At 45.6% G+C, this 23,604-nt stretch carries 21 protein-coding genes and 2 pseudogenes; 12 read left to right on the top strand and 11 right to left on the bottom strand.

What is annotated here, in order from left to right; all coding sequences use genetic code 11:
• Positions 1-26: 26 nt before the first annotated feature.
• Entirely contained in the window at positions 27-158 is a 132-nt protein-coding gene (locus tag AB3R30_RS01305) for a hypothetical protein (RefSeq protein ID WP_458647323.1), read from the top strand.
• A 119-nt stretch (positions 159-277) separates the two neighbouring features.
• A complete protein-coding gene (locus AB3R30_RS01300; RefSeq protein WP_458647322.1) occupies positions 278-1,402 on the top strand; it encodes a hemolysin family protein in 1,125 nt (374 codons plus the stop codon).
• A gap of 129 nt (positions 1,403-1,531) precedes the next feature.
• Here the strand turns inward: AB3R30_RS01300 and AB3R30_RS01295 are convergent, their stop codons facing one another.
• Entirely contained in the window at positions 1,532-2,926 is a 1,395-nt protein-coding gene (locus AB3R30_RS01295) for a UDP-N-acetylmuramoyl-tripeptide--D-alanyl-D-alanine ligase (protein WP_458647321.1), read from the bottom strand.
• Between the two features lie 220 nt (positions 2,927-3,146).
• The gene (gene rffA, locus AB3R30_RS01290; RefSeq protein WP_458647320.1) at positions 3,147-4,385 is read right to left on the bottom strand and encodes a dTDP-4-amino-4,6-dideoxygalactose transaminase; all 1,239 of its coding nucleotides are present in this window, start codon (positions 4,383-4,385) and stop codon (positions 3,147-3,149) included.
• Positions 4,386-5,021: 636 nt separating this feature from the next.
• On the opposite strand from rffA, the pseudogene AB3R30_RS01285 reads away from it, so the two are divergent.
• Positions 5,022-6,045, top strand: a pseudogene (locus tag AB3R30_RS01285) (IS4 family transposase).
• Positions 6,046-6,291: 246 nt separating this feature from the next.
• On the top strand, positions 6,292-8,844 hold the full coding sequence (gene recG, locus AB3R30_RS01280; RefSeq protein ID WP_458647319.1) for an ATP-dependent DNA helicase RecG: 2,553 nt from the start codon (positions 6,292-6,294) through the stop codon (positions 8,842-8,844).
• Between the two features lie 53 nt (positions 8,845-8,897).
• Here recG and AB3R30_RS01275 read toward each other — a convergent pair whose 3' ends face one another.
• Entirely contained in the window at positions 8,898-9,047 is a 150-nt protein-coding gene (locus tag AB3R30_RS01275; protein WP_458647318.1) for a hypothetical protein, read from the bottom strand.
• A gap of 179 nt (positions 9,048-9,226) precedes the next feature.
• Between AB3R30_RS01275 and AB3R30_RS01270 the strand changes: the two are divergent.
• A pseudogene (locus AB3R30_RS01270) lies at positions 9,227-9,427 on the top strand (IS5/IS1182 family transposase); the annotation flags it as partial.
• A 101-nt stretch (positions 9,428-9,528) separates the two neighbouring features.
• Here the strand turns inward: AB3R30_RS01270 and AB3R30_RS01265 are convergent.
• Positions 9,529-10,206, bottom strand: coding sequence for a DedA family protein (locus AB3R30_RS01265; RefSeq protein ID WP_458647317.1), 678 nt, complete (start codon positions 10,204-10,206; stop codon positions 9,529-9,531).
• 314 nt (positions 10,207-10,520) lie between these two features.
• On the opposite strand from AB3R30_RS01265, the gene AB3R30_RS01260 reads away from it, so the two are divergent.
• Positions 10,521-10,892 (top strand): STAS domain-containing protein, encoded by a 372-nt coding sequence (locus AB3R30_RS01260; protein ID WP_458647316.1) that lies wholly within the window; start codon positions 10,521-10,523, stop codon positions 10,890-10,892.
• Positions 10,893-10,935: 43 nt separating this feature from the next.
• Here the strand turns inward: AB3R30_RS01260 and AB3R30_RS01255 are convergent, their stop codons facing one another.
• The 4 genes from AB3R30_RS01255 to AB3R30_RS01240 form a co-directional block, all read right to left on the bottom strand.
• Positions 10,936-11,667 carry a hypothetical protein gene (locus AB3R30_RS01255; protein ID WP_458647315.1) on the bottom strand — a complete coding sequence of 244 codons (732 nt, stop codon included), beginning with the start codon at positions 11,665-11,667 and terminating at the stop codon, positions 10,936-10,938.
• Positions 11,660-12,205, bottom strand: coding sequence for an Npun_F5560 family protein (locus AB3R30_RS01250; protein ID WP_458647314.1), 546 nt, complete (start codon positions 12,203-12,205; stop codon positions 11,660-11,662). The genes AB3R30_RS01255 and AB3R30_RS01250 overlap by 8 nt, the downstream gene beginning before the upstream one ends.
• Before the next feature lie 353 nt (positions 12,206-12,558).
• On the bottom strand, positions 12,559-12,882 hold the full coding sequence (rpsF, locus tag AB3R30_RS01245) for a 30S ribosomal protein S6 (RefSeq protein ID WP_458647313.1): 324 nt from the start codon (positions 12,880-12,882) through the stop codon (positions 12,559-12,561).
• A 238-nt stretch (positions 12,883-13,120) separates the two neighbouring features.
• Positions 13,121-13,999: a TlyA family RNA methyltransferase gene (locus AB3R30_RS01240; protein ID WP_458647312.1), complete on the bottom strand. Its 879-nt coding sequence runs from the start codon at positions 13,997-13,999 to the stop codon at positions 13,121-13,123.
• A gap of 166 nt (positions 14,000-14,165) precedes the next feature.
• Between AB3R30_RS01240 and AB3R30_RS01235 the strand changes: the two genes are divergently transcribed.
• A complete protein-coding gene (locus tag AB3R30_RS01235) occupies positions 14,166-14,594 on the top strand; it encodes a hypothetical protein (RefSeq protein ID WP_458647311.1) in 429 nt (142 codons plus the stop codon).
• Between the two features lie 77 nt (positions 14,595-14,671).
• Here the strand turns inward: AB3R30_RS01235 and AB3R30_RS01230 are convergent, their stop codons facing one another.
• From AB3R30_RS01230 to petB, 3 genes are all read right to left on the bottom strand, one after another.
• Entirely contained in the window at positions 14,672-15,076 is a 405-nt protein-coding gene (locus AB3R30_RS01230; protein WP_458647310.1) for a DUF2614 family zinc ribbon-containing protein, read from the bottom strand.
• Positions 15,077-15,291: 215 nt separating this feature from the next.
• Entirely contained in the window at positions 15,292-15,774 is a 483-nt protein-coding gene (gene petD / locus AB3R30_RS01225) for a cytochrome b6-f complex subunit IV (protein ID WP_458647309.1), read from the bottom strand.
• A gap of 112 nt (positions 15,775-15,886) precedes the next feature.
• Positions 15,887-16,555 carry a cytochrome b6 gene (gene petB / locus AB3R30_RS01220; RefSeq protein ID WP_171572260.1) on the bottom strand — a complete coding sequence of 223 codons (669 nt, stop codon included), beginning with the start codon at positions 16,553-16,555 and terminating at the stop codon, positions 15,887-15,889.
• Positions 16,556-16,890: 335 nt separating this feature from the next.
• Here petB and ctpA point away from each other — a divergent pair, with 335 nt between their 5' ends.
• The 5 genes from ctpA (at position 16,891) to AB3R30_RS01195 (ending at position 23,604) form a co-directional block, all read left to right on the top strand.
• The gene (gene ctpA / locus AB3R30_RS01215; protein ID WP_458647308.1) at positions 16,891-18,150 is read left to right on the top strand and encodes a carboxyl-terminal processing protease CtpA; all 1,260 of its coding nucleotides are present in this window, start codon (positions 16,891-16,893) and stop codon (positions 18,148-18,150) included.
• A complete protein-coding gene (locus tag AB3R30_RS01210) occupies positions 18,140-19,390 on the top strand; it encodes an HD domain-containing protein (RefSeq protein ID WP_458647307.1) in 1,251 nt (416 codons plus the stop codon). Before ctpA ends, AB3R30_RS01210 begins: the two co-directional genes overlap by 11 nt.
• Before the next feature lie 118 nt (positions 19,391-19,508).
• On the top strand, positions 19,509-20,183 hold the full coding sequence (locus tag AB3R30_RS01205) for a hypothetical protein (protein ID WP_458647306.1): 675 nt from the start codon (positions 19,509-19,511) through the stop codon (positions 20,181-20,183).
• Positions 20,184-20,239: 56 nt separating this feature from the next.
• Positions 20,240-22,216 (top strand): P-loop NTPase fold protein, encoded by a 1,977-nt coding sequence (locus AB3R30_RS01200; RefSeq protein WP_458647305.1) that lies wholly within the window; start codon positions 20,240-20,242, stop codon positions 22,214-22,216.
• Positions 22,213-23,604: a DUF1802 family protein gene (locus AB3R30_RS01195; protein WP_458647304.1), complete on the top strand. Its 1,392-nt coding sequence runs from the start codon at positions 22,213-22,215 to the stop codon at positions 23,602-23,604. Before AB3R30_RS01200 ends, AB3R30_RS01195 begins: the two co-directional genes overlap by 4 nt.

Below are 23,604 nucleotides of genomic sequence, written 5' to 3'. Positions count from 1 at the left end.
GGGAGATCACCCGTCACAAATTATTGATGGACTGTAAAACTACTGTAGTTCACCGCCCCGTTTGTCCCCACCCGATTTTGAGTGAGGCGATCGCGTTTCTGCATTTCATTCATTACTACGATGGACTATTTACAAAATATGCATGGGCAAAAAATTAGAGCCAATCGAGTCAAAATCCAAATTGTTCAGAAAGTCTGATGAATGGGTAGAGATAAGGGAGCTATCATCACAGAAGAACAATCTACCTGGTTGAGTTGATGTCGCCTTATGGCAGCCTGTGATTTTATCCATTGTGTCCCCGCTCTTAGCAATTTCTGATAGCGCTCCTCTCTTAGGAGACATTCGCGTTGATGTGGCGGTTGTCCTATTAACCCTGCTGCTGTCTGCTTTTTTTTCTGGCTCCGAAACGGTGATTACGGCACTGGATAATCTCAAACTGCGATCGCTGATTAAAGAGCAGGGCGATCCCGATCGACTGTTTACCCTGGTGCTTCACAAACGGCGACGCTTCATTACCACGCTGCTAGTCGGCAATACCTTGGTCAATAATACGACTGCCATTCTGACTAGCAACCTGTTTACGCTGTGGTTAGGCAATCAGGCGATCGGGATCGCTACCTTTGTCGTTACTTTTTTGACGCTCACCTTTGGTGAAATTGTGCCAAAGTCCTTGGCAATTAATAACGTCATTCCCCTATTTAGAGTAGTGGTGCGACCCATTTATTGGATGTCGCAGATATTATCTGTTTTAGGCATTATTTGGTTATTTGAAACCATTACTCAGTCTGCTATTCGGACTTTTCAAGGCGGTGTTGTTCAAGAAGGCGAGTCTGTTAAAGATCTGCAATTAATGATTGAGATTTTGGGTGGTAAAGGGCATCTTGATTTGAATAAACACAATATTTTGAATAAAACGTTCATGCTGGACGAGCTTAGCGCCAGAGATATTGTGAAGCCGCGTGTGGATATGCGAACCATTTCGCGAGAGGCAACTCTGCAAGAATTGATTGATTTATGCCTGGAAACTGGCTATTCGCGGGTGCCCGTGCAAGAAGAGTCGAAGGATGAAATTGTGGGAGTTGTGAACCTAAAGCGGGCACTGCAACAGCTAAATCTTCGGCGCAAGGAAGGGCAGCAAGATGGATTGGTGACAGAAGCAATGGACCCGCCCGTTTATGTGCCTGATACCAAGCGTTTGACGGATTTACTCAAGGAAATGCTGCAAGGACGGTTGCATATTGCGATCGTGGTGGATGAATACGGCGGTACGGTTGGGCTAGTCACATTAGAAGATATTTTGGAAGAATTGGTGGGCGAAATTTACGATGAAAGCGACTATCCCAATCGAGGGGGTTCTCGTAATATCATGGTTGGCAGTCGGTTAGGCAAAGGAAGACGGTAGTGAGGAGGAGAGAGTTGAGAAGAGAGTTTTGAGCGTTGAGTTTTGAATGTTGAGTTTCCAAACCGAGTAGGGTGTTTTGAGTGCAGCGAAACGCACCCAGTAGGAAGTTTTGAGTTGGGATGTCCAAAATTATTTGCCAAGGTCGCGACAGAATTGATTCACGACCTGATCAAGTTGAACGGCGCGGGATGCTTTGAAGAGAACGCGATCGCCCTCTTTCGCCAGCACTTTCAATCGGTCTACTAAGGTGGACTGGCTGGTAAAGCATTCAACCGGAATTCCCACAGCGCCCGCTTTCATGGCTGCTGCTTCGGCTGGATCGGCGAGGATTAGCAGGTGATCGACTTGGAGTTGTTGCGTCGTCATCCCCACTTTTTGATGAAACTCCAGCGATCGCTCCCCCAATTCTTTCATCGTGCCCAACACCGCAATATGGCGTTTTCCAGGGGTTTGCATCAGCAAATGGAGTGATGCCAACATGGATTCCAGCCCCGCATTATAGGTTTCATCCAACACCACAATGTCATTCGGCAAGTCATAGCATTTGGCGCGCCCCCCCGGAAGATCTACGGTGATTCCTTGCGTCAGTGATGACCAGTCTAAACCCACAACTTTCGCTACAGTTAAGGCTGCTAGATAATTTAGGGCATTGTGGCGACCGGGCAAGGGTAGGGGTAGCTCGATACCATCAACTCGCAGCGTATTTTGATCAATCAAGTGCCCGTGAATATCTCCCCCTTCTAGCCCAAAGGTGATGGTTTTGCCTTGCCACACAGCGGCGGCGGTTTTCAGGAGTAAAGCATTATCGTGATTAAGAATGGCGATATTGTCAGCCGGAAGTTCAGCGAGGAGTTCGCATTTTGCCTCGGCGATCGCTTCTTCTGACCCCAACCGCTCAATATGCGCGGTGCCAACGTTCGTAATTACTGCAATATCGGGTTGAGCAATGTTGCACAGAAGTGCAATCTCCCCCCGTCCGCGCATTCCCATTTCCACGATCGCGTAATCATGACTAGCATTCAGTTCTAACAAGGTTTTGGGAACTCCAATCTCGTTGTTGTAATTTGCCTGAGTTTTTAAAGCTTTGCGTGAACCGAGGCTGGAATATGAAAGAACGGCAGCAATTAACTCTTTGGTGGTAGTTTTACCAACCGAACCCGTCACCGCAATGACTGGAATTGTGAACTGAGTCCGCCACCAATGGGCGATCGCCTGATATGCCGCTAATGTATCCTTCACTTGAATCAAGAAAAATGGGCGTTCAGCCTGCTGAAAGTTAAATGCGCTCAAAAATTGGCTATCTACAATCGCTGCGATCGCGCCCTTCTCAAACGCAGTCGTCACAAATTGATGCCCATCAGATTGCTCACCACGCAATGCCACAAACATTTCTCCAGGCTTAATAGAGCGAGTATCGGTGGCGATCCCCGTTGCTAGAGTTTTTAGCGCAGCAGCATCTAATGAATTCAATAGAGTAGCGTTGAGCAAACTAACAAGCTGAGCTAGGGTTGCTTGACAGGGCATAGGGTCATAATCAAAAAAGGTCTAGCTGTTATTGAACGTCTAACCCTGCTGCTTGGCAAGTCTTTACTCTAAAAAAGTGGAAAACAAAAAAGTGGAGAGAAGGTTTCTTCTCTCCATATCTCTCACCTCATCCAAGCGAGTTGCTCAATTCTTTCCAAGAAATATGAACAACAGACTTGAAACTTTGAAATGTTACTTGGGTCTCAATCCAACGTCACACTCAATTCGCTTTAATTCCAGTTGCTACCTGTGAGCAAGGTTTTCTGTCAAGCGTAGATGTTGGATAGGACTGATAAAACATTTTTTCGATGCTGTAATGCGAACCCAGTGCTTCAAACACCAAGGAAATAATGCGATCGCAGTCTGCCATTGTCATATTAGTAGACATGGGTAGACGCAGAATGCGATCGCTAATATCATCGGTCACACTCAACTCTCCAGAGTTACGACAGTACTTCAAACCAGCCGGCGAACTATGCAATGGAACATAGTGGAACGTTGCCTGTATACCGTTGTCCTTAAGGTGCTTTAAGATTACCGTCCGAGTTGCCAAACTATCGAGCAACAAATGATAAATATGACCATTATGTTGACAATGAGCCGGAATCAGGGGACACCGTGCGACCTGTTCAAACTCTAGCCGCGTAAATGCCGACTGATAGCGCGACCAAAATTCCAAGCGTTGCTGCGTAATTTGCTCACCCTGTTCTAGCTGAGACCATAAAAAAGCAGCCATTAATTCACTGGGAAGAAAAGAAGACCCCACATCAACCCAAGTATATTTATCAACTTCTCCTCGAAAAAACTGGCTGCGATTAGTGCCTTTCTCCCAAACGATTTCTGCTCGTTCAACTAACTTAGGATCATTAATGACTAGTGCGCCCCCTTCTCCTGAAACAATATTTTTGGTTGCATGAAAGCTAAACGCTGCCATGTTCCCAAAAGTGCCCAGCGGTTTATCCTTGTAGCTTGCAAATGAGCCTTGAGCCGTGTCTTCGATCACATAAAGTCCATGCTGATTAGCAATCTCTAAAATGGAGTCCATTTCACACCCAACGCCAGCATAATGGACGGGAGCAATAGCTTTCGTTTTAGAGGTAATAGCGGCTTCAACTTTGGCTTCATCCAAGTTAAAAGTATCTGGACGAATATCAACGAAAACGGGAATACCGCCTCTTAAAACGACTGCATTTGCTGTTGAAACAAACGTATAAGAGGGCATAATCACTTCATCACCAGGCTGAATATCAGCCAAAATGACAGCCATTTCTAATGCCGTTGTACAAGAATTTGTTAATAATACTTTTTGACTGCCGAGGTGCTGGTTTAACCATGTTTGACACCGTTTAGTAAATGTACCATCACCCGCAATCTGTCCACTAGAAATAGCTTTTTGAATGTAATCTAGCTCATTGCCAGTAGTATGCAGTCGAGAAAAAGGTATATTTGTATTGGACATGGGTAATTTATATAAACGACAAAATGTATAAATCAGTTAAATGCTTGACCAACTAGCTGCGATCGCAAAAAGTAGTAACGCAATTTCAGCAATCAAGCTTTGATTTCAGAAACTTTGATATTAGGAAAAAGCTGCTTTCAGTCTACATAGAACTTTGATAAATAATCAATTTTTAGCAATTTCTAAAAATATTAAAGTGCTAACTTATGCGTATCTCAGTTGCATCTATAAATATTTATCAATGCCCTATGTAAATGCTTGCACTTGCTTTCCTCCTAAATGCTTATTCTCGATTTGTTTATACATTGATTAGAATATATATGCAGAGATTGTCTACTGCAAAGGTCTTGCAAAACTCTTTACAGTACCTTTACCTAAGTAAAAACTCTCACAAATCGCTTTATGAATTTACCCATGAAACAATCTGTAGAAACCCAGTTGGTGGTTATTTTTTAGTTGTTTTTTGAGGTTGCGGCAAATTAGATCAGTAGTATCGACATAAATTTTCTCTCAGTACGGGGCAAAAAGCTTGAAAGGATGAGCAGGGTAGGGTTTCATCAGAATTACCACACCCATGAGAAACCCTATGAGTCAATATAGCGAAATAGCGAATTAAAGCAAGTCCTCCAAGCACAATTGAACTGGCACGGAGCGAGGATTTCATTTCTGGCATTGTTCTTGTTAGCTTTGCTGAAAGTCAAGACAGTGAACTTGAGCGAACTGTGTTTAGGCTTTGGTGGTAGGGCATTGCCCCAATCGAGCTACAAGCGATCGCAGCGATTTTTCCGAGGGTTTGCGCGAGGGCGAAGCTCAACTGGCTAGCGTCGTGGTGAGTTGGATGCAGATTCCGGGGGACTGGGTGTTGAGCGTGGATCGCACCACCTAGAAATTTGGCACTCACTGGTACAACATTTTGACTTTGGGCATAGTGCATGAAGGAGTTGCCTTCCCGATACTGTGGTGGCTGTTGGACAAGCGGGGGAATTCCAACAGTGACGAGCGAATGCGGTTAATGGAGACCTTTGCCAAACGGTTCCCCACCGCTAGAGTGAACTACTTGTGTGCCGACCGCGAGTTCATTGGGCAAGCCTGGGTGCGCTATCTTCTACTCGAACCTGCCCTCGCCTTTCGCTTAAGGATTCGCAGCAGTGACCAGATTGAGCATGATGGCAGGGTGCTGGCGGCGCGGGTCGTCTTTGCCCATCTGCAACCCGGTCAATCCCAACAACTCACAGGCACCTGCCGAGTCTGGGGCTACCCAGTTGCCGTTGAAGCGCTACGACTTGATGATGGGGAGTCACTCGTGGTGATTGCTCCCGTCAAGGCGCAAGATTTGGTCAAAGACTATGCCTTGCGCTGGGGGATGGAAACGCTGTTTGGTATTTTCAAAACTCGTGGGTTCTGTCTGGAAGCGACCCACTTTACCGATGATGAACGGTTGAGTAAATTGTTTGCTTTGTTGACTTTAGCCTTATATTGGGCGATGCAAACTGGGTTATGGTTGCATCAATGGCAGCCCATTGAGATTAAAAAACATGGTCGTCGCGCCAAAAGCCTGTTTCGCTTAGGGTTCGATTATTTGCGCCATTTGGTGCTCAATCCATCCCTGTCCAATGAGTCTGACTTTGTGCAATCCCTACAACTTTTGTCCTGTACTTAGAAATTTTCTACTACCACTAGAATCTTGTGAAAGCTTTATCCTCTTAACTTTTCAAAAGAATTTCTAAAAGAAATAGCTAAGATCCTAATATAGGCTAAGTTAGCCTAAAAGTCGTTTTAAGCGGACGTTGATTGGGTAGAAAACTTGTTAATGAATTCCAATGACCCAGAGAGTTAATTTGAATTATGTAGGATAGATTACTGATGGATGGTTTCATCGTAATCTTGTTGCACGATCGCCTTTTGCATGAATCACGATAACAAAGGTGTCGCTTCCCCGCATGTTCCTTCCTATCCACCCGACTGGCTGCGTTTGCAAAAAGCACTGTCAGTTGAAGCCGATCGCGGATTTAATGATCTGCAAGGCAAAGAACATCGGTTCAGTGAATTTCTTTGCCTTTCCCTGAATCAGCCCCCTGACCCGCTTTCTGCCGATGATCAGCGTCGTTGGCAGACGCTCAGTAGCCAGTTCACAACCTATTCTGAAATGAGCTTCGCCCAGCGGCAGCACCTTGTGGCAGATACGCGCCGTTTTTTGCATCAGGCACGGCAAAACTGGGAGCAAAGCAGCGAAAAAATCGGCAGAGCAGGAGGCGCAGGGGGCGGAGGCAACACAACGCAGACAAAACTCAAAACTCAAAACTCAAAACTCAAAACTCAAAACTCAAAACTCAAAACTCAAAACTCTTCCCCACTTCTGAGCCTAGATCAAGCGCTGACTTATTTAGCAGGGGTAGGGTCTAAAAATGCCGAAAAGCTAGCAAAACTGGGACTTTTGACGGTGCGAGATTTGCTCTATTATTACCCACGTGATCATCTTGACTATGCCCGTCAGGTCAATATTCGCGAGTTAAAAGAAGGCGAAACGGTAACGTTGATCGCGTTTGTGAAGCAATGCACTTGTTTTAGCAGTCCGCGTAATCCAAAATTAACGATTTTCAATTTGGTAGTGAAAGACCGAACGGGGCAACTGAAACTGAGCCGATTTTATGCGGGGAGTCGGTATGGCAATCGTGGTTGGCAGGAGCAACAAAAACGGCAATATCCGCCTGGAGCAGCGATCGCAGTTTCAGGATTGGTCAAACGCGGCAAGGAAGGCATCACGATTGAAGACCCCGAAATTGAAGTGTTGGATCATTCTGGCGATGAGATTGGTTCCTTAAAAGTGGGGCGGTTAGTGCCCGTCTATCCGCTAACTGAAGGAGTGGGCGCAGATTTAGTCCGGCGGACAGTGGTGGCGGCTTTGCCTGCCATTTTGCAACTTCAAGAAGCGTTACCGGATTCTGTGCGATCGCAGTATAAATTAGCGGGCATTCATGAAGCGATCGCCCATATTCACTTTCCTCCTGACCATGCTGCTCTCGACGCGGCTCGTCATCGGCTAGTATTCGACGAATTCTTTTACCTACAACTAGGCTTGCTTAAACGCCGCAAAACTCAACAACAGATCCAAGCAAGCGCCGTTCTTGCGCCCACTGGCAAGTTGATTAACGAATTTTATGCAATGCTGCCGTTCAAATTCACTAATGCTCAGCAGCGCGTTGTCAACGATATTTTGAACGATCTACAAAAAACGACCGCTATGAATCGTCTGATTCAGGGGGATGTTGGGTCGGGCAAAACAGTGGTGGCGGTAGTGGCTATGCTGGCAGCCATTCAAGCAGGATATCAAACCGCAATGATGGCTCCGACCGAAGTGCTTTCCGAGCAACACTATCGCAAGTTGGTCGGTTGGTTTAACCTGCTGCATCTGCCTGTGGAACTGTTGACCGGTTCGACCAAAGCCGCTAAACGCCGAGAAATTCATGCTCAGCTACAAACGGGCGAACTATCGGTGCTGGTGGGAACCCATGCCTTGATTCAGGACTCCGTGACTTTTCAGCGATTGGGGTTGGTCGTAATCGACGAGCAGCATCGGTTTGGAGTGCAGCAGCGGGCGCGACTGCAACAAAAAGGCGAGCATCCCCACACGTTAACCATGACCGCTACGCCGATTCCGCGCACCCTAGCTCTCACACTGCACGGCGACTTGGATGTTAGCCAAATTGATGAACTGCCACCGGGACGCAAACCGATTCAAACTACGGCGCTGACTGGAAAAGAGCGGATGCAAGCCTATGAATTGATGCGGCGAGAAATTGCCCAGGGACGACAGGTGTATGTCGTGTTGCCGCTAGTGGAGGAGTCGGAGAAGCTAGATTTGAAATCGGCGATCGCAGAACACCAAGAACTTCAAGAAGTTGTTTTTCCCGAATTTCAAGTGGGCTTGCTGCACGGACGCATGAGTTCTGCTGAAAAAGATACTGCCATCAGTCTCTTTCGCAACAATGAAACTCAAATTCTTGTTTCCACAACAGTCGTTGAGGTGGGCGTAGATGTGCCCAATGCCTCCGTTATGCTGATTGAACACGCCGAACGGTTTGGGCTATCCCAACTGCATCAGTTGCGGGGTCGGGTGGGTCGGGGTGCCGATCAAGCATTTTGTCTGCTCATGAGTAGCTCTCGCAGTGAAACGGCTCGTCAACGGTTGAAAGTGCTGGAGCAGTCTCAGGATGGATTTTTCATTTCAGAGATGGATATGCGCTTTCGAGGTCCAGGTCAGGTGTTAGGTACACGCCAGTCAGGGTTGCCAGATTTTGCGCTAGCCAGTCTGATCGACGATCAAGCGGTACTGGAACTAGCACGAGAAGCGGCTGAAAAAGTGATTGCTGAGGACGAAACCCTTTGCCAATGGGCACTCATGCAGCAAGAACTAGATTATCGCTATCAACGCTTAATGGGTGGCGCGATTTTGACATAAGTTAGGTTTTATATTCTGGGGAGGAATTGCAGACACGTGAGAAAAGCGATCGCTTATGCCTGATAAATGCGTGGCGATCGAGCGGGTCTAAAATTGAAACTAGGAATTTTTTCTGGCGTTGCATCTGGAGCCGTTTTTGGCAGTTTGAGATAGTAATGCTGTTCTCCCTTTTTGTAAATCGCAATAATAGTCGAATCCTCCACCTCAAAACTGTAGAGATATTAGACCTCCTGCACGAATAGTAAAACAGTGTGCCAGTTAGCGATCGTGTCGTTAGACAAGGATAGAGAAGCAGGCAAAGATCAAGTCTAGGAGGAATAGCCATGGCGTATAGGGCGTTAGAGTCTCTTTCGGGTGCTGAGTTCAAAATGCCGGCGCTTGTACTCCAACCAAAAAGCCTCGTAAGCAGTCGTTGCTAAAGGAAGAAAAAGCACGATTGCGGGTGCGAATTGAACATGTGATTCGCCGCTTCAAAATCTTCCGCATCTTTTCGGGACGTTATCGTAATCGTAGAAAGCGGTTTGGCTTACGCTTAAATCTCATCGCTGGCTTGTTGAACTACGAACTGGCACATGCCTCATGATTTATGCAGGAGGTCTCTTGTACGGGCAGATTTTGTAATTGGATTTGCTCTCAGAACTATTAAATTTCTAGCTAAATCTGCCCCAACAACAGCAGTTTAAACTAACTGCCTGATTCCTGGGGTTTTGTAGAATCTTCTTCAGGAAGAGTCGCTGCTGCCACTTCCTGAGCAACTTTGCGGGATTCTAGCCATAGTGGAATTACAATCCAGGCTGCCACAATCACAAAAACCACAATACTAAATTGACCTGCCAAAGCCGCTACCTTTTCCAAGGGCACAAACTGACCGGCAAAGTAGGACAGCGTTACCATGACCGATGCCCAAGTCGCAGCGCCTAGCGTATTGTATAGCATGAACTGTGGGTAAGGCATTTCAGCGATCCCTGCTAAGGGACTAGCAAACACGCGCAGTAATGCGACAAACCTTCCCAGAAACACCGCTTTTGCTGAATTTTCACCAAACTGATTTTTCATGGTGATTAGACGTGATTCTGGCACTCGAAAAATCCGCCCAATACCTAGCATCAAAGACCATCCGCCATATCGACCCAGCCAATAGCCAATATTGCCACCTAAAGTAGCACCTAGCACCGCATACCCCAAAACAAGCCAATAATTTAGCTGATCGCTCCCTGCTAAAAAGCCGCCTGCTAGGGTTACTGTTTCGCCCGGAAGTGGAATTCCAATATTCTCTAGCAGAATTCCAAAAAAGATAACCCAATATCCATACTGCTGAGCTAGGTCTTCAATTGATTCAAGGGAGATGAAATCCAGGGACATTATGCTGCCTTAACAAAAAGTCATTAATGTCACAATTCTGGCGTGTCGCAGCAAATTCTGTCAATTCAAACCACTTGATGTATTTCTTAATACTAATTGATATACTCACAAGAAAACTTTACTAAACGTTCTTACAGATTGGGGGTTGTTGTATTTTTTTTGTAAAGTTCATCTCAGAATACTGCGGCTTTCACGGAGTTATCTCTATATTTCAAACATCCCAAAGTTTTATGACGCTCCTTTACCTGGGGTCAGTGCATTCCTGAAAGAGTGGGGAGTTTTCAGCTAAGTCACTATCTACCGAGTTCGCCTTTATGATTACGTACCAACAAGATGAGTATGTTTTGTTCAAGCTAGAAGGAATACTAGATTTCAAGAAGGGTTCCTTGCTTCAACAAGAGATTGCAACGATTGAACCAACCCAATATACGACCTGGATTATTGATCTTGCTCAGGTGGTGTTAATGGACAGTGCTGGATTGGTTGCTTTAGTTTCTAGTTTAAATTCTGCTGACAGGCACAAGTGTCGCTTTGTTCTACATAATCCTCCACAAGTCGTGAGTTTGGTACTTGAAATTGCTCGATTGGATCATGTATTTGAAATCGTCCAAAGTGGCGCGAGAAGCTCTCAAGAAATCGTTAGCTTGTTCAGCCGAATTCAATCAAAAGTACTGGCTGTGGCATAACGATATTTCTAAGGATTGAGGTTACACCGTTTGCATTAGGGCTTTAAGCGCTTGATCCGCTAGAAATAGTGAGATCTAGAATAGGCTGATGGGTGAGGCAGCGCCAATGGCAAGCAAAAAGGTTCGGTTCTTGCAGGTTGATGCTAGCGATCGCGGGGGCGGCTGGAAAAGGAATCAGTCGATCAAACTGGAGCGTTTCTCCATGAAAACCGAATTGCAGAAGATAAACTGCAGGAGGAGCTATGAGCGATCGCAGCAATCGTTGGGCTAAGCCATAAAGCGACTGTCGTTGCACATCCACCAAATGAATCGGCTGAAAATATTGGTAGGCGTTAAGGTCAGATGCGATCGCATCTGGTTTCCCTTGAGCGCCGATCGCTTCCGCGTATAAAGAACCTTTATCTGTCAACACAATCGGCAACCAACCATTGCCTTCGCCAGTTTGATACTTCCACTGCGAAACTCGTTGTCGCAGACCTTCAACATCTTGACAAGCTTGATAAACCGCTTGTGCCGGAAATGCTAACCATTTCGGCAGAGCTAGGGTTAAAGGACAAAAAATAGCATTTTCTAGACTGTCACTCTTAAACTGACGGGGGGTTAAGGTGGCGGCAACTTGAACGTCTACTTGCCAAGACGCGCTGCCTAAAGCCTGAGCGCTAGGTGTTGTTCCATCTCTAATCGCCGTTTGTATTGCAGCAATCATGGGGGTTGCCGCAGAGAAATCTGAAGACTGCGCGTGATTTGAATCGACTAAAATCAGGACATTAGGCATTCCCAAAACTCGGCATTATAATTCCTGGACGGGGGAAGTTGGGCAGATCCAGGTGAGTTTGGCGACGGTTTCTCACGGCTAACCGATAGCTGACGCTTTGCAGTTCGGCGTGCAGTTGACGGTTTTCTCGCTGAATTTGCACAACCTTTTCTTTGACTGGGGCAAGTCGTTCTGCAAACTTTTGGCGGTAAATTTTGGGCAGTTCTTCTACAACCTGTTCTAGCATCCGTGAGCGATCGCTTAATTCTTGGACAGACTGGCGCAGTTGATAAATTTCTCCGTCGCGATCGCTAATTTGTCCTTGATAAAACGAAACCTGTTCCTCAACTCCCTTCAATTGCTCTCGCAGCGCCCGCACTTCCACTAAATGCCGCTCAGATACTTCTGGACTTGGCATAAAAGCCGCATTCCCTTTCACCAAACGAAATAGCTCCTGGGAAAGCTGCTGTACCAGGCTGTCTCGCATTTGTAACTCTTCCCGTAGACGAGCTACCTCTGCTTGAGGATCAATTACATTTATTCCAATCGATTCAGTCACAGCTTCATTACTCCAGTGTTAATAGCTTGAGAATAATTCGCCTAGTTTCTCAGAAAAGAAGCCAAGAAACAATCAACGGTGTTATCTACTTTAGTTGCAGCTAATGTATCATCTGCAATCGCAATTGATACCCGATTCATCCGTTCTTTTCAATCAACTATTACAAAGAATTAACAATAAAAGTCTAAACTATCGCCGCTGCTTCAGTAAGTAAGGCACCAAAAAAACTTGGAAGCTAAGCACTGCTTGAATTTCAGGCTTGAAATCTAAAATTTCCTCACTAAAAAGCCCTACCGCCTGGATAGTCCCCAATTGGACAATCTCGCAGTAGGGCAAAATTGGGTTGCAACCCGTTATTCTTCTACTTCTTCAACCGCTTCTACTTTTGGAGTTTCTTGCCGCACGGTGAGATAACGAATTACCTCTTCACTCAAACGCATTGCCTTCTCTAGAGGCGCAATTTCCTTACCACTGCCGTGATAGTTCATCTGAATGTAAACGCCTTCTCGATGCCGATTAATTTCGTATGCCAGACGACGCTTGCCGCGATGCTGGGTTTCGATAATTTCGGCTCCATTATCTTTCAAAATTGTTTGATATTTCTCGATCGCTTGACCGACCGCTTCTTCGCCTACATCCGGGCGCAGGATATACATTGTTTCGTACAGTTGAGGCATGGAAATCTCCTTACGGACTAGACGGCTTCTATAAGTAGACCCCGCTAAAAAGCGATCGCGCTGCCTTTGAGGGCAAGAGTCTAGTTTTCGCTGAGCGGCTACTTACAAAGCAAGGATTTATGATTGTATCCTAATTTTGGTCAAACCTGCTTGATATTTCAATAGAAAGTGCCCACATCTTGAACTCCGCACTCCTAACTTTGCACTTTCAACTCTGCACTCTCGACGCTAACGTAGTTTAAGAGTTAGTCTGGGGGGCGCGTTTAGTGAGTTCTTGCTGAGCTTGGCGGGTGACCTGTTTGAGAGCTGGAAGATCGGGCAAGGATTTTGGTGAAGTAGCGTCTTCTCTCTTGCCTTCGTTCTCTAAGTCAGTGTTTTCCCCTCGCAGCCACAGCAAATACTCGATGTTTCCGGCAGGACCGACCAGCGGCGACCAGGTTAACCCACGATAGATCCATCCTAATGACTGGGCGGCTTGCAACACTTGCAGAATGGCAGTAGCTTGATCACTAGAGTCACGCACAACCCCATTTTTGCCAATGCGATCGCGCCCTACTTCAAACTGCGGCTTGACCAACAGCATCACTTCTCGCGGCGGTTGCAATAGGAAATACAGTGCATACAGCACTTTAGTGATTGAAATAAACGACACATCAAGAACCCCTAAATCCGCAACAGGGCGATCGCCGATATACAAGTCTTCAGGTTTCAAATGCCGTAGGTTGGTGCGTTCTAGCAAGGTAACTCGTGGATCTTGGCGCACAGTCCAGGCAACTTGCCCATAACCCACATCAATGCCATACACATGAGCGGCTCCGGCTTGTAGCAAACAATCGGTGAAGCCGCCTGTGGAAATACCGCCATCTAGACAGATGCGATCGGCAATAGGGATCTGAAAATGGGCGATCGCTTTTGCCAGTTTTTCCCCACCTCTAGAAACATAGGGCGGTTTTTGTCGGACTTCCACTACAGCAGAGCGATCAATTTCTGTTCCTGGTTTATCCACCACCTGCTGATTGACCTTCACCTCACCTGCCCGAATCACCCGCTGCGCCTGCTGTCGTGTCTCACACAGGTTGCGTTCTACTAAAAGCACATCTAGTCGTTGTTTAGGCATGATTAGAGTATATAAGGCAGCAGATAATTCTAAGAAGCACAGTCAACTGCCAGCTAAACACTATGACAGCTAAATAAAGTGCCACTTTGAGAACAGTCTCTCTCTAAAAAGCGATTTTTTAGAGACCTGCCATACTTTAAGGATAGATATAATTTCGGTAACAGAAATGAAAATGAAAGGTTTGAAGCGTTACATCATGGTGCCGATGGGTCTAGCGATCGCGTTATTCGGCAGTGCTGAAATTGCTTTGAGTCAATTGGTGACTGTAACCCCCAGTTCTCCATCAATTCAAATGAATGGAACATCGGGTGGTGCTCAAAAAGATGGGGGCTGCGCCGGATTCATTGCAGCCACTCCTAACCATGTTATTCAAGTCACTGAGGATGTGGATCTAAGGTTCGTTTTGCAAGGGAATGGAGAACCCGCATTGTTGATTCGTAGTTCAAGTGGACAAAATTTTTGCGTTCCAGCAGATAGCTACTCAAACGGTAAGGTGGAAATTCCAGGACGCTGGCGTAGAGGAACCTACTCAGTTTTTGTCGGCGATCGCGCCAATGGTCAACATTCTTATACTTTGCAGATTGCTCGAAATTAAAACCGTGTTCATCTGAATTTCAAACATTAAATTGTCTTCCTACCATAAGCGATAGAGTGTCTGCGCGACTCTGCTGCTTATTGTTCCTCAATGCGTTTCATCGGAACTTCAACAGCACTAGTATCCACTTCAACAGCGCTGACATCAATCGTGCCGGAAGGAACAAGCCGTACAAAGCGTCTATCCTCGACTTTGAGAGGTTCATTGCAGTTAGGACAGCGAAACTCTACCCCTTTTAAGTTCACAGACTCAAAACTACAGACCGGACATTCCGATTGAATCACGTTGCGCTTGAGCCACCATCGAAAGCCCAAAAAAGCTACGACTGGAGCAATGAGCAGCAGACCCAATAGAAATAATAGTGATTTAACTAACCAACCTAGCCCGATCGCACCCAATAGCCAAATGATCATGAACGGAAGCAGCAGGCGGCTAATATCTGCTAATCCAAGTTGAAGATCTTTTAAGCTGTTCTGATTCACAGCCGTCTCCTAATCTGCTTTTGAGTTAATCATTCTATCGTAATCGCGATCGCCAAGAATCTAATGGCGAGATTTCCCTATTCAAGTGGTGGAAAACCTCCTTATAGATAGCCCTGCTTTAAAATGTCTTCATCTAAATAGAAAACACCCATCAAATCCATAGAAGCTAAAGCTGCTCAAGGATTCGACAGGTGCTATCTAATCAATGATAAATCTTAAAACAAACCCAAGGTTAAGGCTTTGCTAATTGGCATTGTGGCACCGATACCCAAGTACAAAGTCACTAATGTTCCGAATAGGAATACTGTAGTTGCAACAGGGCGGCGGAAAGGATTTTGAAACTTGTTCACATTTTCGATAAAAGGAACAATGATCAAACCTAGCGGAACTGAAGCCATGAGTACTACACCCAAAAGCTTGCTCGGCACAACGCGCAAAATGTTAAACACAGGATATAAATACCACTCAGGCAAAATTTCCAGAGGAGTGGCAAAAGGATTTGCAGGCTCACCTGTCATAGAAGGGTCTAGCACTGCTAAACCTACACAGAGAGTAATTGTTCCCAAAATCACAATGGGGAATACATAGAGCAAGTCATTTGGCCAAGCAGGCTCACCGTAGTAATTGTGACCCATGCCTTGGGCTAGTTTGGCGCGTAAATCTGGATCAGAAAGATCCGGCTTCTTAATTGTTGCCATATTTAAAGGCACTCCTTAGTCTAGAAGGTCGGCGAAAAATGAGTGGGAATTTAAGCGATCGCCCTACATCACACAGCAGAGATGAATACACAACATCTGTTGTAGATAGATATTAGAGCGGTCCCGAAATACCTTGCTTACGAATCATCAGGAAGTGCAGCAACATGAAGACCGCAATTAACCAAGGCAACACGAAAGTATGGGCACTGTAATAACGGGTCAAAGTCGCTTGACCAACGCTAGAACCACCCCGTAGCAGATCGGCAATTAACACGCCAACTACAGGAATTGCTTCTGGAACTCCAGACACAATTTTCACCGCCCAATAACCTACCTGATCCCAGGGGAGCGAGTAGCCAGTCACACCGAAAGAAACGGTAATCACTGCTAACACAACTCCAGTCACCCAGGTCAATTCGCGGGGCTTTTTAAAGCCGCCTGTCAGGTAAACTCGGAAAACGTGAAGAATCATCATCAGCACCATCATGCTGGCTGACCAGCGGTGAATGGAGCGGATTAGCCAACCAAAGTTCACATCATTCATGATGTATTCAACGGATTGGAAGGCTTCTGCGACCGTAGGTCTATAGTAAAAGGTCATCGCAAAACCAGTGGCAAACTGAATCACAAAGCAAACGAGTGTGATTCCGCCTAGGCAATAAAAAATATTGACGTGGGGAGGAACATATTTGCTGCTGATATCTTCGGAGAGAGCCTCAATTTCGAGACGCTCGTTAAACCACTGGTAAGCCTTAGAATTGGTTACCTGCTTAGTGAACATGAAGCAAGAATTCCTAACAATGTATTGCTGTCCATACAAGAATGTAACACAGACACCAAGCGGTTTCTATCTGAAATGAGATTTGATTGAGTAGAAAAAGATCATCGAGCCAATTTTCAACCGGAACAGCCGTTCTATAGTTGAGGGGGCAATAATGAGCATCCCTATTTCTGTAAATTCACTGACTTAACAACAGAAATACTGGGTTTTAGTGGCTTCATCGCTAGAAAATTCTTAAGCTAAGATAAAGTTTGTTTATGAATCGTTAAATTAGTTAGTCTCCTACTAAAACGTTGAAAGCGAAAAAGTCTTAAGCAAGTTTGAATTTAGCTTTTATGAAACAAAAAATATTTCGGCTGAGACCCCTACTTTTACTACTCCTAGTCGTAGTGATCACGATTGGAGGCTGGGCATCTCCCGCGATCGCTCTGACTGAGGAGCAGCGTTTCGTGTCAGAAGCATGGCGGCTCGTGGATCGGGCTTATGTAGACGACACTTTTAATCATCAGAACTGGTGGCTCGTGCGGCAAAAAGCACTGAAACATGCGATGCCCGATCACGAGTCTGCCTATTCAGAGATTCAAAATATGCTGGCGGGGTTAGGAGATCCGTTTACTAGATTGCTGAAACCCGACCAATATCGCAGTTTGCAAACGAATACGTCTGGCGAACTGACGGGGGTGGGGCTGCAAATCTCACTGGATGCAGAAACGAAAGTATTGAAAGTGATTGCCCCGATCGCAGGATCTCCCGCCGATCGCGCAGGGGTGCAGCCTGCTGACACCATCTTGAAAATTGATGGGGTTGCAACAGCAGGTTTAAGCTTAGATGAAGCAGCAGAACGGATGCGAGGGGCGACGGGGAGTCGGGTCGTGCTGACGCTGCAACGAACGGGCAGCGAACCATCGACTGTAGAGATTGTGCGCGATCGCATTGCTTTAAACCCCGTCTCGTTTGAATTGCGAGTGGCTGATAGTCAAGCGGCAGACCAGCCTAAAACCAAAATCGGCTATGTGCGACTGGCTCAATTCAACGCCAACGCGACGACGGAGGTAAGTCGAGCGATTAATCTTTTAGAGAAACAGGGAGCCGAAGCTTACGTGTTGGATCTCCGCAGTAATCCGGGTGGACTGCTGCTGTCAGGGATTGAAATTGCGCGGCTATGGATGAATGAAGGCACGATTGTCTATACCGTCAATCGGCAAGGAATTGAAGGCAGTTTTGAGGCAACGGGGCAAGCCTTAACTCAAGATCCCCTCGTAGTGTTGGTGAATCAGGGAACGGCAAGCGCTAGCGAAATTTTAGCGGGTGCCCTGAAAGATAACCAGCGTGCCACAATCATAGGAGAGCGAACCTTTGGCAAAGGGTTGATTCAATCGCTGTTTGATTTATCCGATGGGGCTGGTTTGGCAGTGACGGTTGCTAAGTATGAAACCCCGGATCATATTGATATCAACAAACAGGGAATTCAGCCGGATGTAATCGTGCCGTTTGATCCGCTTGCCATTACTCCACTGGGAACGCAGCGCGATCGCCAATACGAGGCGGCAGTGGAGTTTTTGACTACCCCATCGATGGTTGCTGGTGCTACCTAATTCTGGACGAACTTATCACGACCCTTTGCATGGGGCGATCGCGTTAGATAGCAGCGATCCAACCGAGGCGCTGATGATTCGGCTAATCGACACGCCAGCCTTTCAACGCTTGCGCCGAATTCGCCAGTTAGGTCCCGCTAGTCTCACGTTTCATGGTGCCGAATCGTCTCGCTTCACTCACTCGATTGGCGTGATGGCGATCGCCCGTCGTGCTTTTGATCGGATTGCCAAAGCCTATCCCCAGCTGAAGCCCTACCGTCCTGTGGTGCTATGTGGCGCATTGCTGCATGATATTGGGCATGGTCCCTTTAGCCATACCGCCGAAGAAATTTTTGGCTGTGATCATGAACAGTGGACAGAGCGGATTTTGCAGGAATCCGACCCTATTCGGCAAGCGCTGATCGGCTTTCATCCAACGCTTTTGGAGCAACTGCTTCAGGTTTATCGTCATATCCATCCCGTACCGCTGGTGTGGCAGTTGGTATCTAGCCAGTTGGATTGCGATCGCCTTGATTACTTGATGCGAGATAGCTATTTCACAGGTGCATCCTACGGCAAAATTGACCTGGATCGGATTCTGATGGCATTGGGCTATGACCCGGTTTCACAGCAGTTAGTGGTTTCTCGAAAAGGCATGGCGGCGGTTGAGCATTACTTAATCGTCCGGTATTTTATGTATGCCCAAGTCTATAACCATCCTAAAAATATTGCCGCCACCTGGATTTTGGAGCAAGCATTTAACCGGGCGCGATCGCTCTTATCTACCGATAATCTGATCGCCGATGATACCGTGACCGCATGGTTGACTGGCGACTGCGATCGCATTTCGCTCAATGCCTATCTTGCCGCCGATGATGGTGTGTTCACTTATCATCTTCAACGCTGGCAGCAGCACCCAGACCCAGTATTGTCCGATCTTTGCCGTCGCTTTTGCGATCGCGATTTGTTCAAAGGCTTGGACATTACCCACCTTGATCAGACGCAGCGAGAAACGCTATTCAGCAAAACACAGCATTGGCTAACTCAATCTGAGTTTGATGCGCCTTACTACAGCGGCATTCGGATTTCCCTGAGCCGAGGCTATACGCTATACCAAAAGGGCATAAAAATTCAGATGCCCACTGGATTACAGCAAATTAGCGACCTCTCACCCCTCGTCCAAACCCTAACCCAACCCTACGAACGCGCTTGGCTGATTTATCCCAGAGAAATTGAGCCAATGCTGGGGCTTGAGCGTTGAGGGCAAAGCGTAGTGATTTGATGAAGTTTATGGCGTGCGATCGTGATCTTGCTGATTGAGCAGGGAACTATGAAAAAGGCGTAAGCCATTTCACCTAGCGGATGCAGGATCAACTTTTATGACGGCTCAAATCTCTACCGAAGAAAAGGAGTCTCCACCGAAGACTCAGGAAACAACTCGTCTACTGTTAGCGCTGTGGGAGTTGGGAGCAGATAAGAAAGCGTTCACAAAGCGAGAATTGCCCGATCGCGCGAAGAGACCTACAAAAGTTTTCAACTACTTAGTGACAGAAAAAGCAATTAAGCTCAAAGAGATTAACGGCGAGAAGCAAAAGTCGTACTTGCTGGAAAAGAAAGGTGAAGAGCTACTAGCTGAAGGACTTAAAACGGTTGATTTTAAACTGGACGGTAGAACAACAGGTGCTTGGCTTGCAAGAGGTTTGTTGAAGTGGCTGCAACAAATGGAGACTGTAACCGCGATCGCTTCCACGAATGGTAAGGCTGCAAAAACTGCGATCGCATCCTACGAAGAATTTAAATCAGTTGCACTTGAAGTTTACGATCGCCTCAACCGTGACTACAACCTGGACAACCTAGTACCGATTTATCGTATCCGCCGCGAAATTGGCGATCAGGTTTCTCGCTCTCACTTTGACGAATGGTTATTGGAACTGCAATCAAATGATGTTTTCCAACTTCTAGAGGGCAGTGTAGAAGATAGCGCCCCTGACAAAATTGAAGATTCTATCACTACAAAAATTAGCGGTTTGCGCTGCTATGCCAAACGTTTATAGGGTCGAGCCCATCTTTTGTAAGTCTCATCAAACATTTACGAGTTTGCAGGTATCTCATGTCTACAGAAGCAATAATTAACTCAACGTCTGCTATTTCAGATCTCCATAAATTGATTGAGAGCGAAAATCCTTTTGATCGATCTCTCACTGTCAGAAGCCATGATGTATGGGAGCAAAAATTTCCTGATGTTCCTTCTATTAACAAAGATATTTCTGATGCTGTATTTCACGGAATCGAACAAATCCGCAAGGGGCAGCGTTCAGTTCTTGGAATTACAATCAAGGCGGAGAGAGGACTAGGAAAAAGTCATTTAATCAGCAGGATTCGCAATCATCTCAAAGCAGCGGGTGGTTGTTTCTTTGTTTACATGAGTGAAACAGACTACGGCGACCTGAATAAAATCAACTCCCAATTTTTGAGTACTCTTTCATCGAGCTTGAAACAGGAAGGGAGTCAGGGCGTAACTCAGTGGCAAGAATTAGGAACTGAGTTAATTAATCAAATTCGTAACTCTAAGCTATCTCCTCAAGATCTTCTAAAACGATTTTCTGGGTCAGTTGCTAAAGATCCGAAGCTGGTCAACAAGCTGACCGAAAAAATTTGTAAGAGCAACCCCCACATCACAGATCCCTACGTGGTTCAAGCTATTTTCTGGACACTTGCAGAGGACAAAGCAATCCATGCTATTCACTGGTTATCTGGAAAAGAACTGACGCAGGTACAAGCGGATGTCATGGGATTACCAGTTGCCAAAGATGACGATCGCGAATCTAGGGCTTTGGGGACTGCAAGCCAAATTTTAGACTTAATCGGAGATTATCGATCAATCGTCATTTGCTTTGATGAAGTTGAACCAAAGTCTAGCAATGCGAAAGGGCTAACTACTCCACAAGTTGTTGCACTTCTTGCGAAAGATCTGTACAGCAAGATTAAGCGTGGTGTACTCATGATGGCTATCTTTCCGCGAACTTGGACTTTTGAGGTAAAAGTTATGCCGCAAGCAGATTCAGTCGTAGATCGAATTGGTGAGAAAGACTTTGACCTCAACTATCTCAATTCTGATGATGTAGTTTCTCTTGTTTCAAGTTGGCTCCAAGACTTTTATCAACAGAAAGGTTTGACTCCACCGACTTCTACCTATCCATTTGATGAATCTGAATTGAGGGAATTGGGCAAAGAGAAGCCAATTGTCAGAAAAATCTTAGGGTGGTGTCGTGATAATTGGAAAATTCCTGAAGAAGTAGGAGCGTCAACTCAAAGCAATATTCAAGCTGAAATTTCAAGTGCAGACTCCGAACAGCCAACTCATTCGAGTTCCGAAAGCAAGCCCCTCCGTCAAGTTGAAGTGGCATTCAATGAGCAACTATTAGCTCTCGATAGCAACGTCAATGATTATCTAGAAGATAGTGAATTAATCGCTAACGCACTTTGGCTCGGCTTTGCCAGCTTAACCGGGGAAACTCTTGAAGGATTTCAAGTTCAAGAAGTTGAAGAAATTGAAGCAAAGGCTGCTGATAAAGGCTACATTAACTTTAAAGTAATCGGAAAGGAAAACAAAAAGAAAGTCAAGATAGGAGTTTCAGTTCTTCAAGAGTCTGGTGCAAAATATGTTAGCGCTGGTCTTAAACGACTGATCGACTACAAAAAATTTGATCTTACTCGTGGTTGCTTAGTACGGTCTAAGGCAGTTAAAGCCAATACGTTAGGTAGTCAATATCTTAATACTCTTCTTTCTGATCTGAATGGGGAATGGGTGTCCTTAAAAGGCAAAGATCTTCTACCCCTGCTGGCAATCCTTGCTGTATGCGACTCTCAGGAGGAATATGAAGTAACTGACGAGGAAATTTTTGAATTCATGCAAGAAAGAAAAATTGCTGAGAGTAACTATCTGATTCGTGAGATTCTAAGCGACCCATCTGGGCAAATTCCTGACAGTATAGTTGATGAAGATCAATTGATCACTACAGCCACAACAGATTCAGCAGAAAGTTTAATGGATGCGGATGAACTCCTCACGGTATTAAGCGCATGACTGAGACTGTTTTCCTTGCAAATGCGCTTTGTCTTCCCTTGGTTGATTTACAGGCTTTAGTACAAGGGAAGATGATTACAGCAATGCCTTGGAATTTTCTTTCTCCAGGGCAATCATTCGCTCTTTACTCTCATGGTGAAAACACTACTCATGCGCGGTTTTGGGCTAAATGCGAGCTTTGTAAAAGTATAGATAATCCGAAATTGCTAAACGCTTTATCTAATCTCACTATCTGGAAAAAGCAACTACTCGAAGGCAAATTGCTAGAAAGAGACTTTTTCTTTTTAGCATACCTGCGTGTTTATGAAATACCCCAACCGATTCAAGTTGTGACAGAGGCAAAAGGTGAGTTTTTGCCTTTGAAGGAGCCAACTATGGTTTCGGTATACTCACCTGTTTTGAGTGAAAACGAGTTCACGAAACACACTCGGAAGCTGGATGAACTACGCCCGTCAGTTCATCCCGAATTAGAAGAATTGCAAAGTATAGTTTCTCAATTTGTCAGCATTAACCCAGCAGCCAAACTATTAGAAGAAGAAGTTCGAGTATTTTTAGGTTGGGTTAATGACTCGAAGAAGATCCAAACTGATTCTGATATGACATGGATTATCTCGATCTCAAATGTAGGTAACTCTAGTGATGGAGATTTGTTTGAGAAGCTGGTACGCAAAAGCTTCGTAAAGCTAGGCTTCAAGAACTCTAATACTAATCCTCAGGCAAGCCTTGATCCTAGCGGCTGTGGAGGAGCGGGAGGATTAGATTTCTACTGTGAAGAACCTTACCCCGTAGTAGGTGAGTGTAAAGCAACGAAAACAGAATCCGTACCTGATGGTACACCAGCACAATTAGTTAAGTTAGGTTTGAAGCATCTTCAGGAAGACTATGAAAAGTGCATCAAAATAATCATGGCTGCTGGTGAGTTGAACGCTCATGCAAAACAAACCGCTGTTGGAAACAAAATGAATGTCATTCGTCCTGAAACCTTACAAAAACTGGTTGAACTAAAAGCGATGCATCACGGCTCTATTAATTTGGTAGAACTTAAGCCTTGTTTGGAGTCAGAACCATTTGGTGAAGCTGCTGATATAAAAGTAAATGCATATGTTGATAAAATTTGGAACGGAATCAAAGTTCGATCACACATTATTGAAGCCGTTAAACAGCTTGTTGAGATAGAACCACATAGGACACAGTTTGAGGTCGTAGAGATCCGCGCTCAATATAATGCTGCTTTCTCAAGGCATGATGGGAGCAGTTTAGATAATCAAATTGTTCATGAGTTTTTGATAGAACTTTCTTCACCTTTAGCAGGTTATTTGGGTAGAGTTCAAGGAACCAGTTTGCAGACTGATCGCTTCTACTTTTTGCGTGATTTGCTAGTGGATTGA

Origin of the sequence: Sivoneniella epilithica UHCC 1019, from assembly GCF_040830845.1 — a bacterium.
Classification (GTDB): Bacteria; Cyanobacteriota; Cyanobacteriia; order Leptolyngbyales; family Leptolyngbyaceae; genus ULC077BIN1.
The sequence above is the reverse complement of the archived record's forward strand: the minus strand, read 5'-3'. Positions and strand labels throughout refer to the sequence as shown.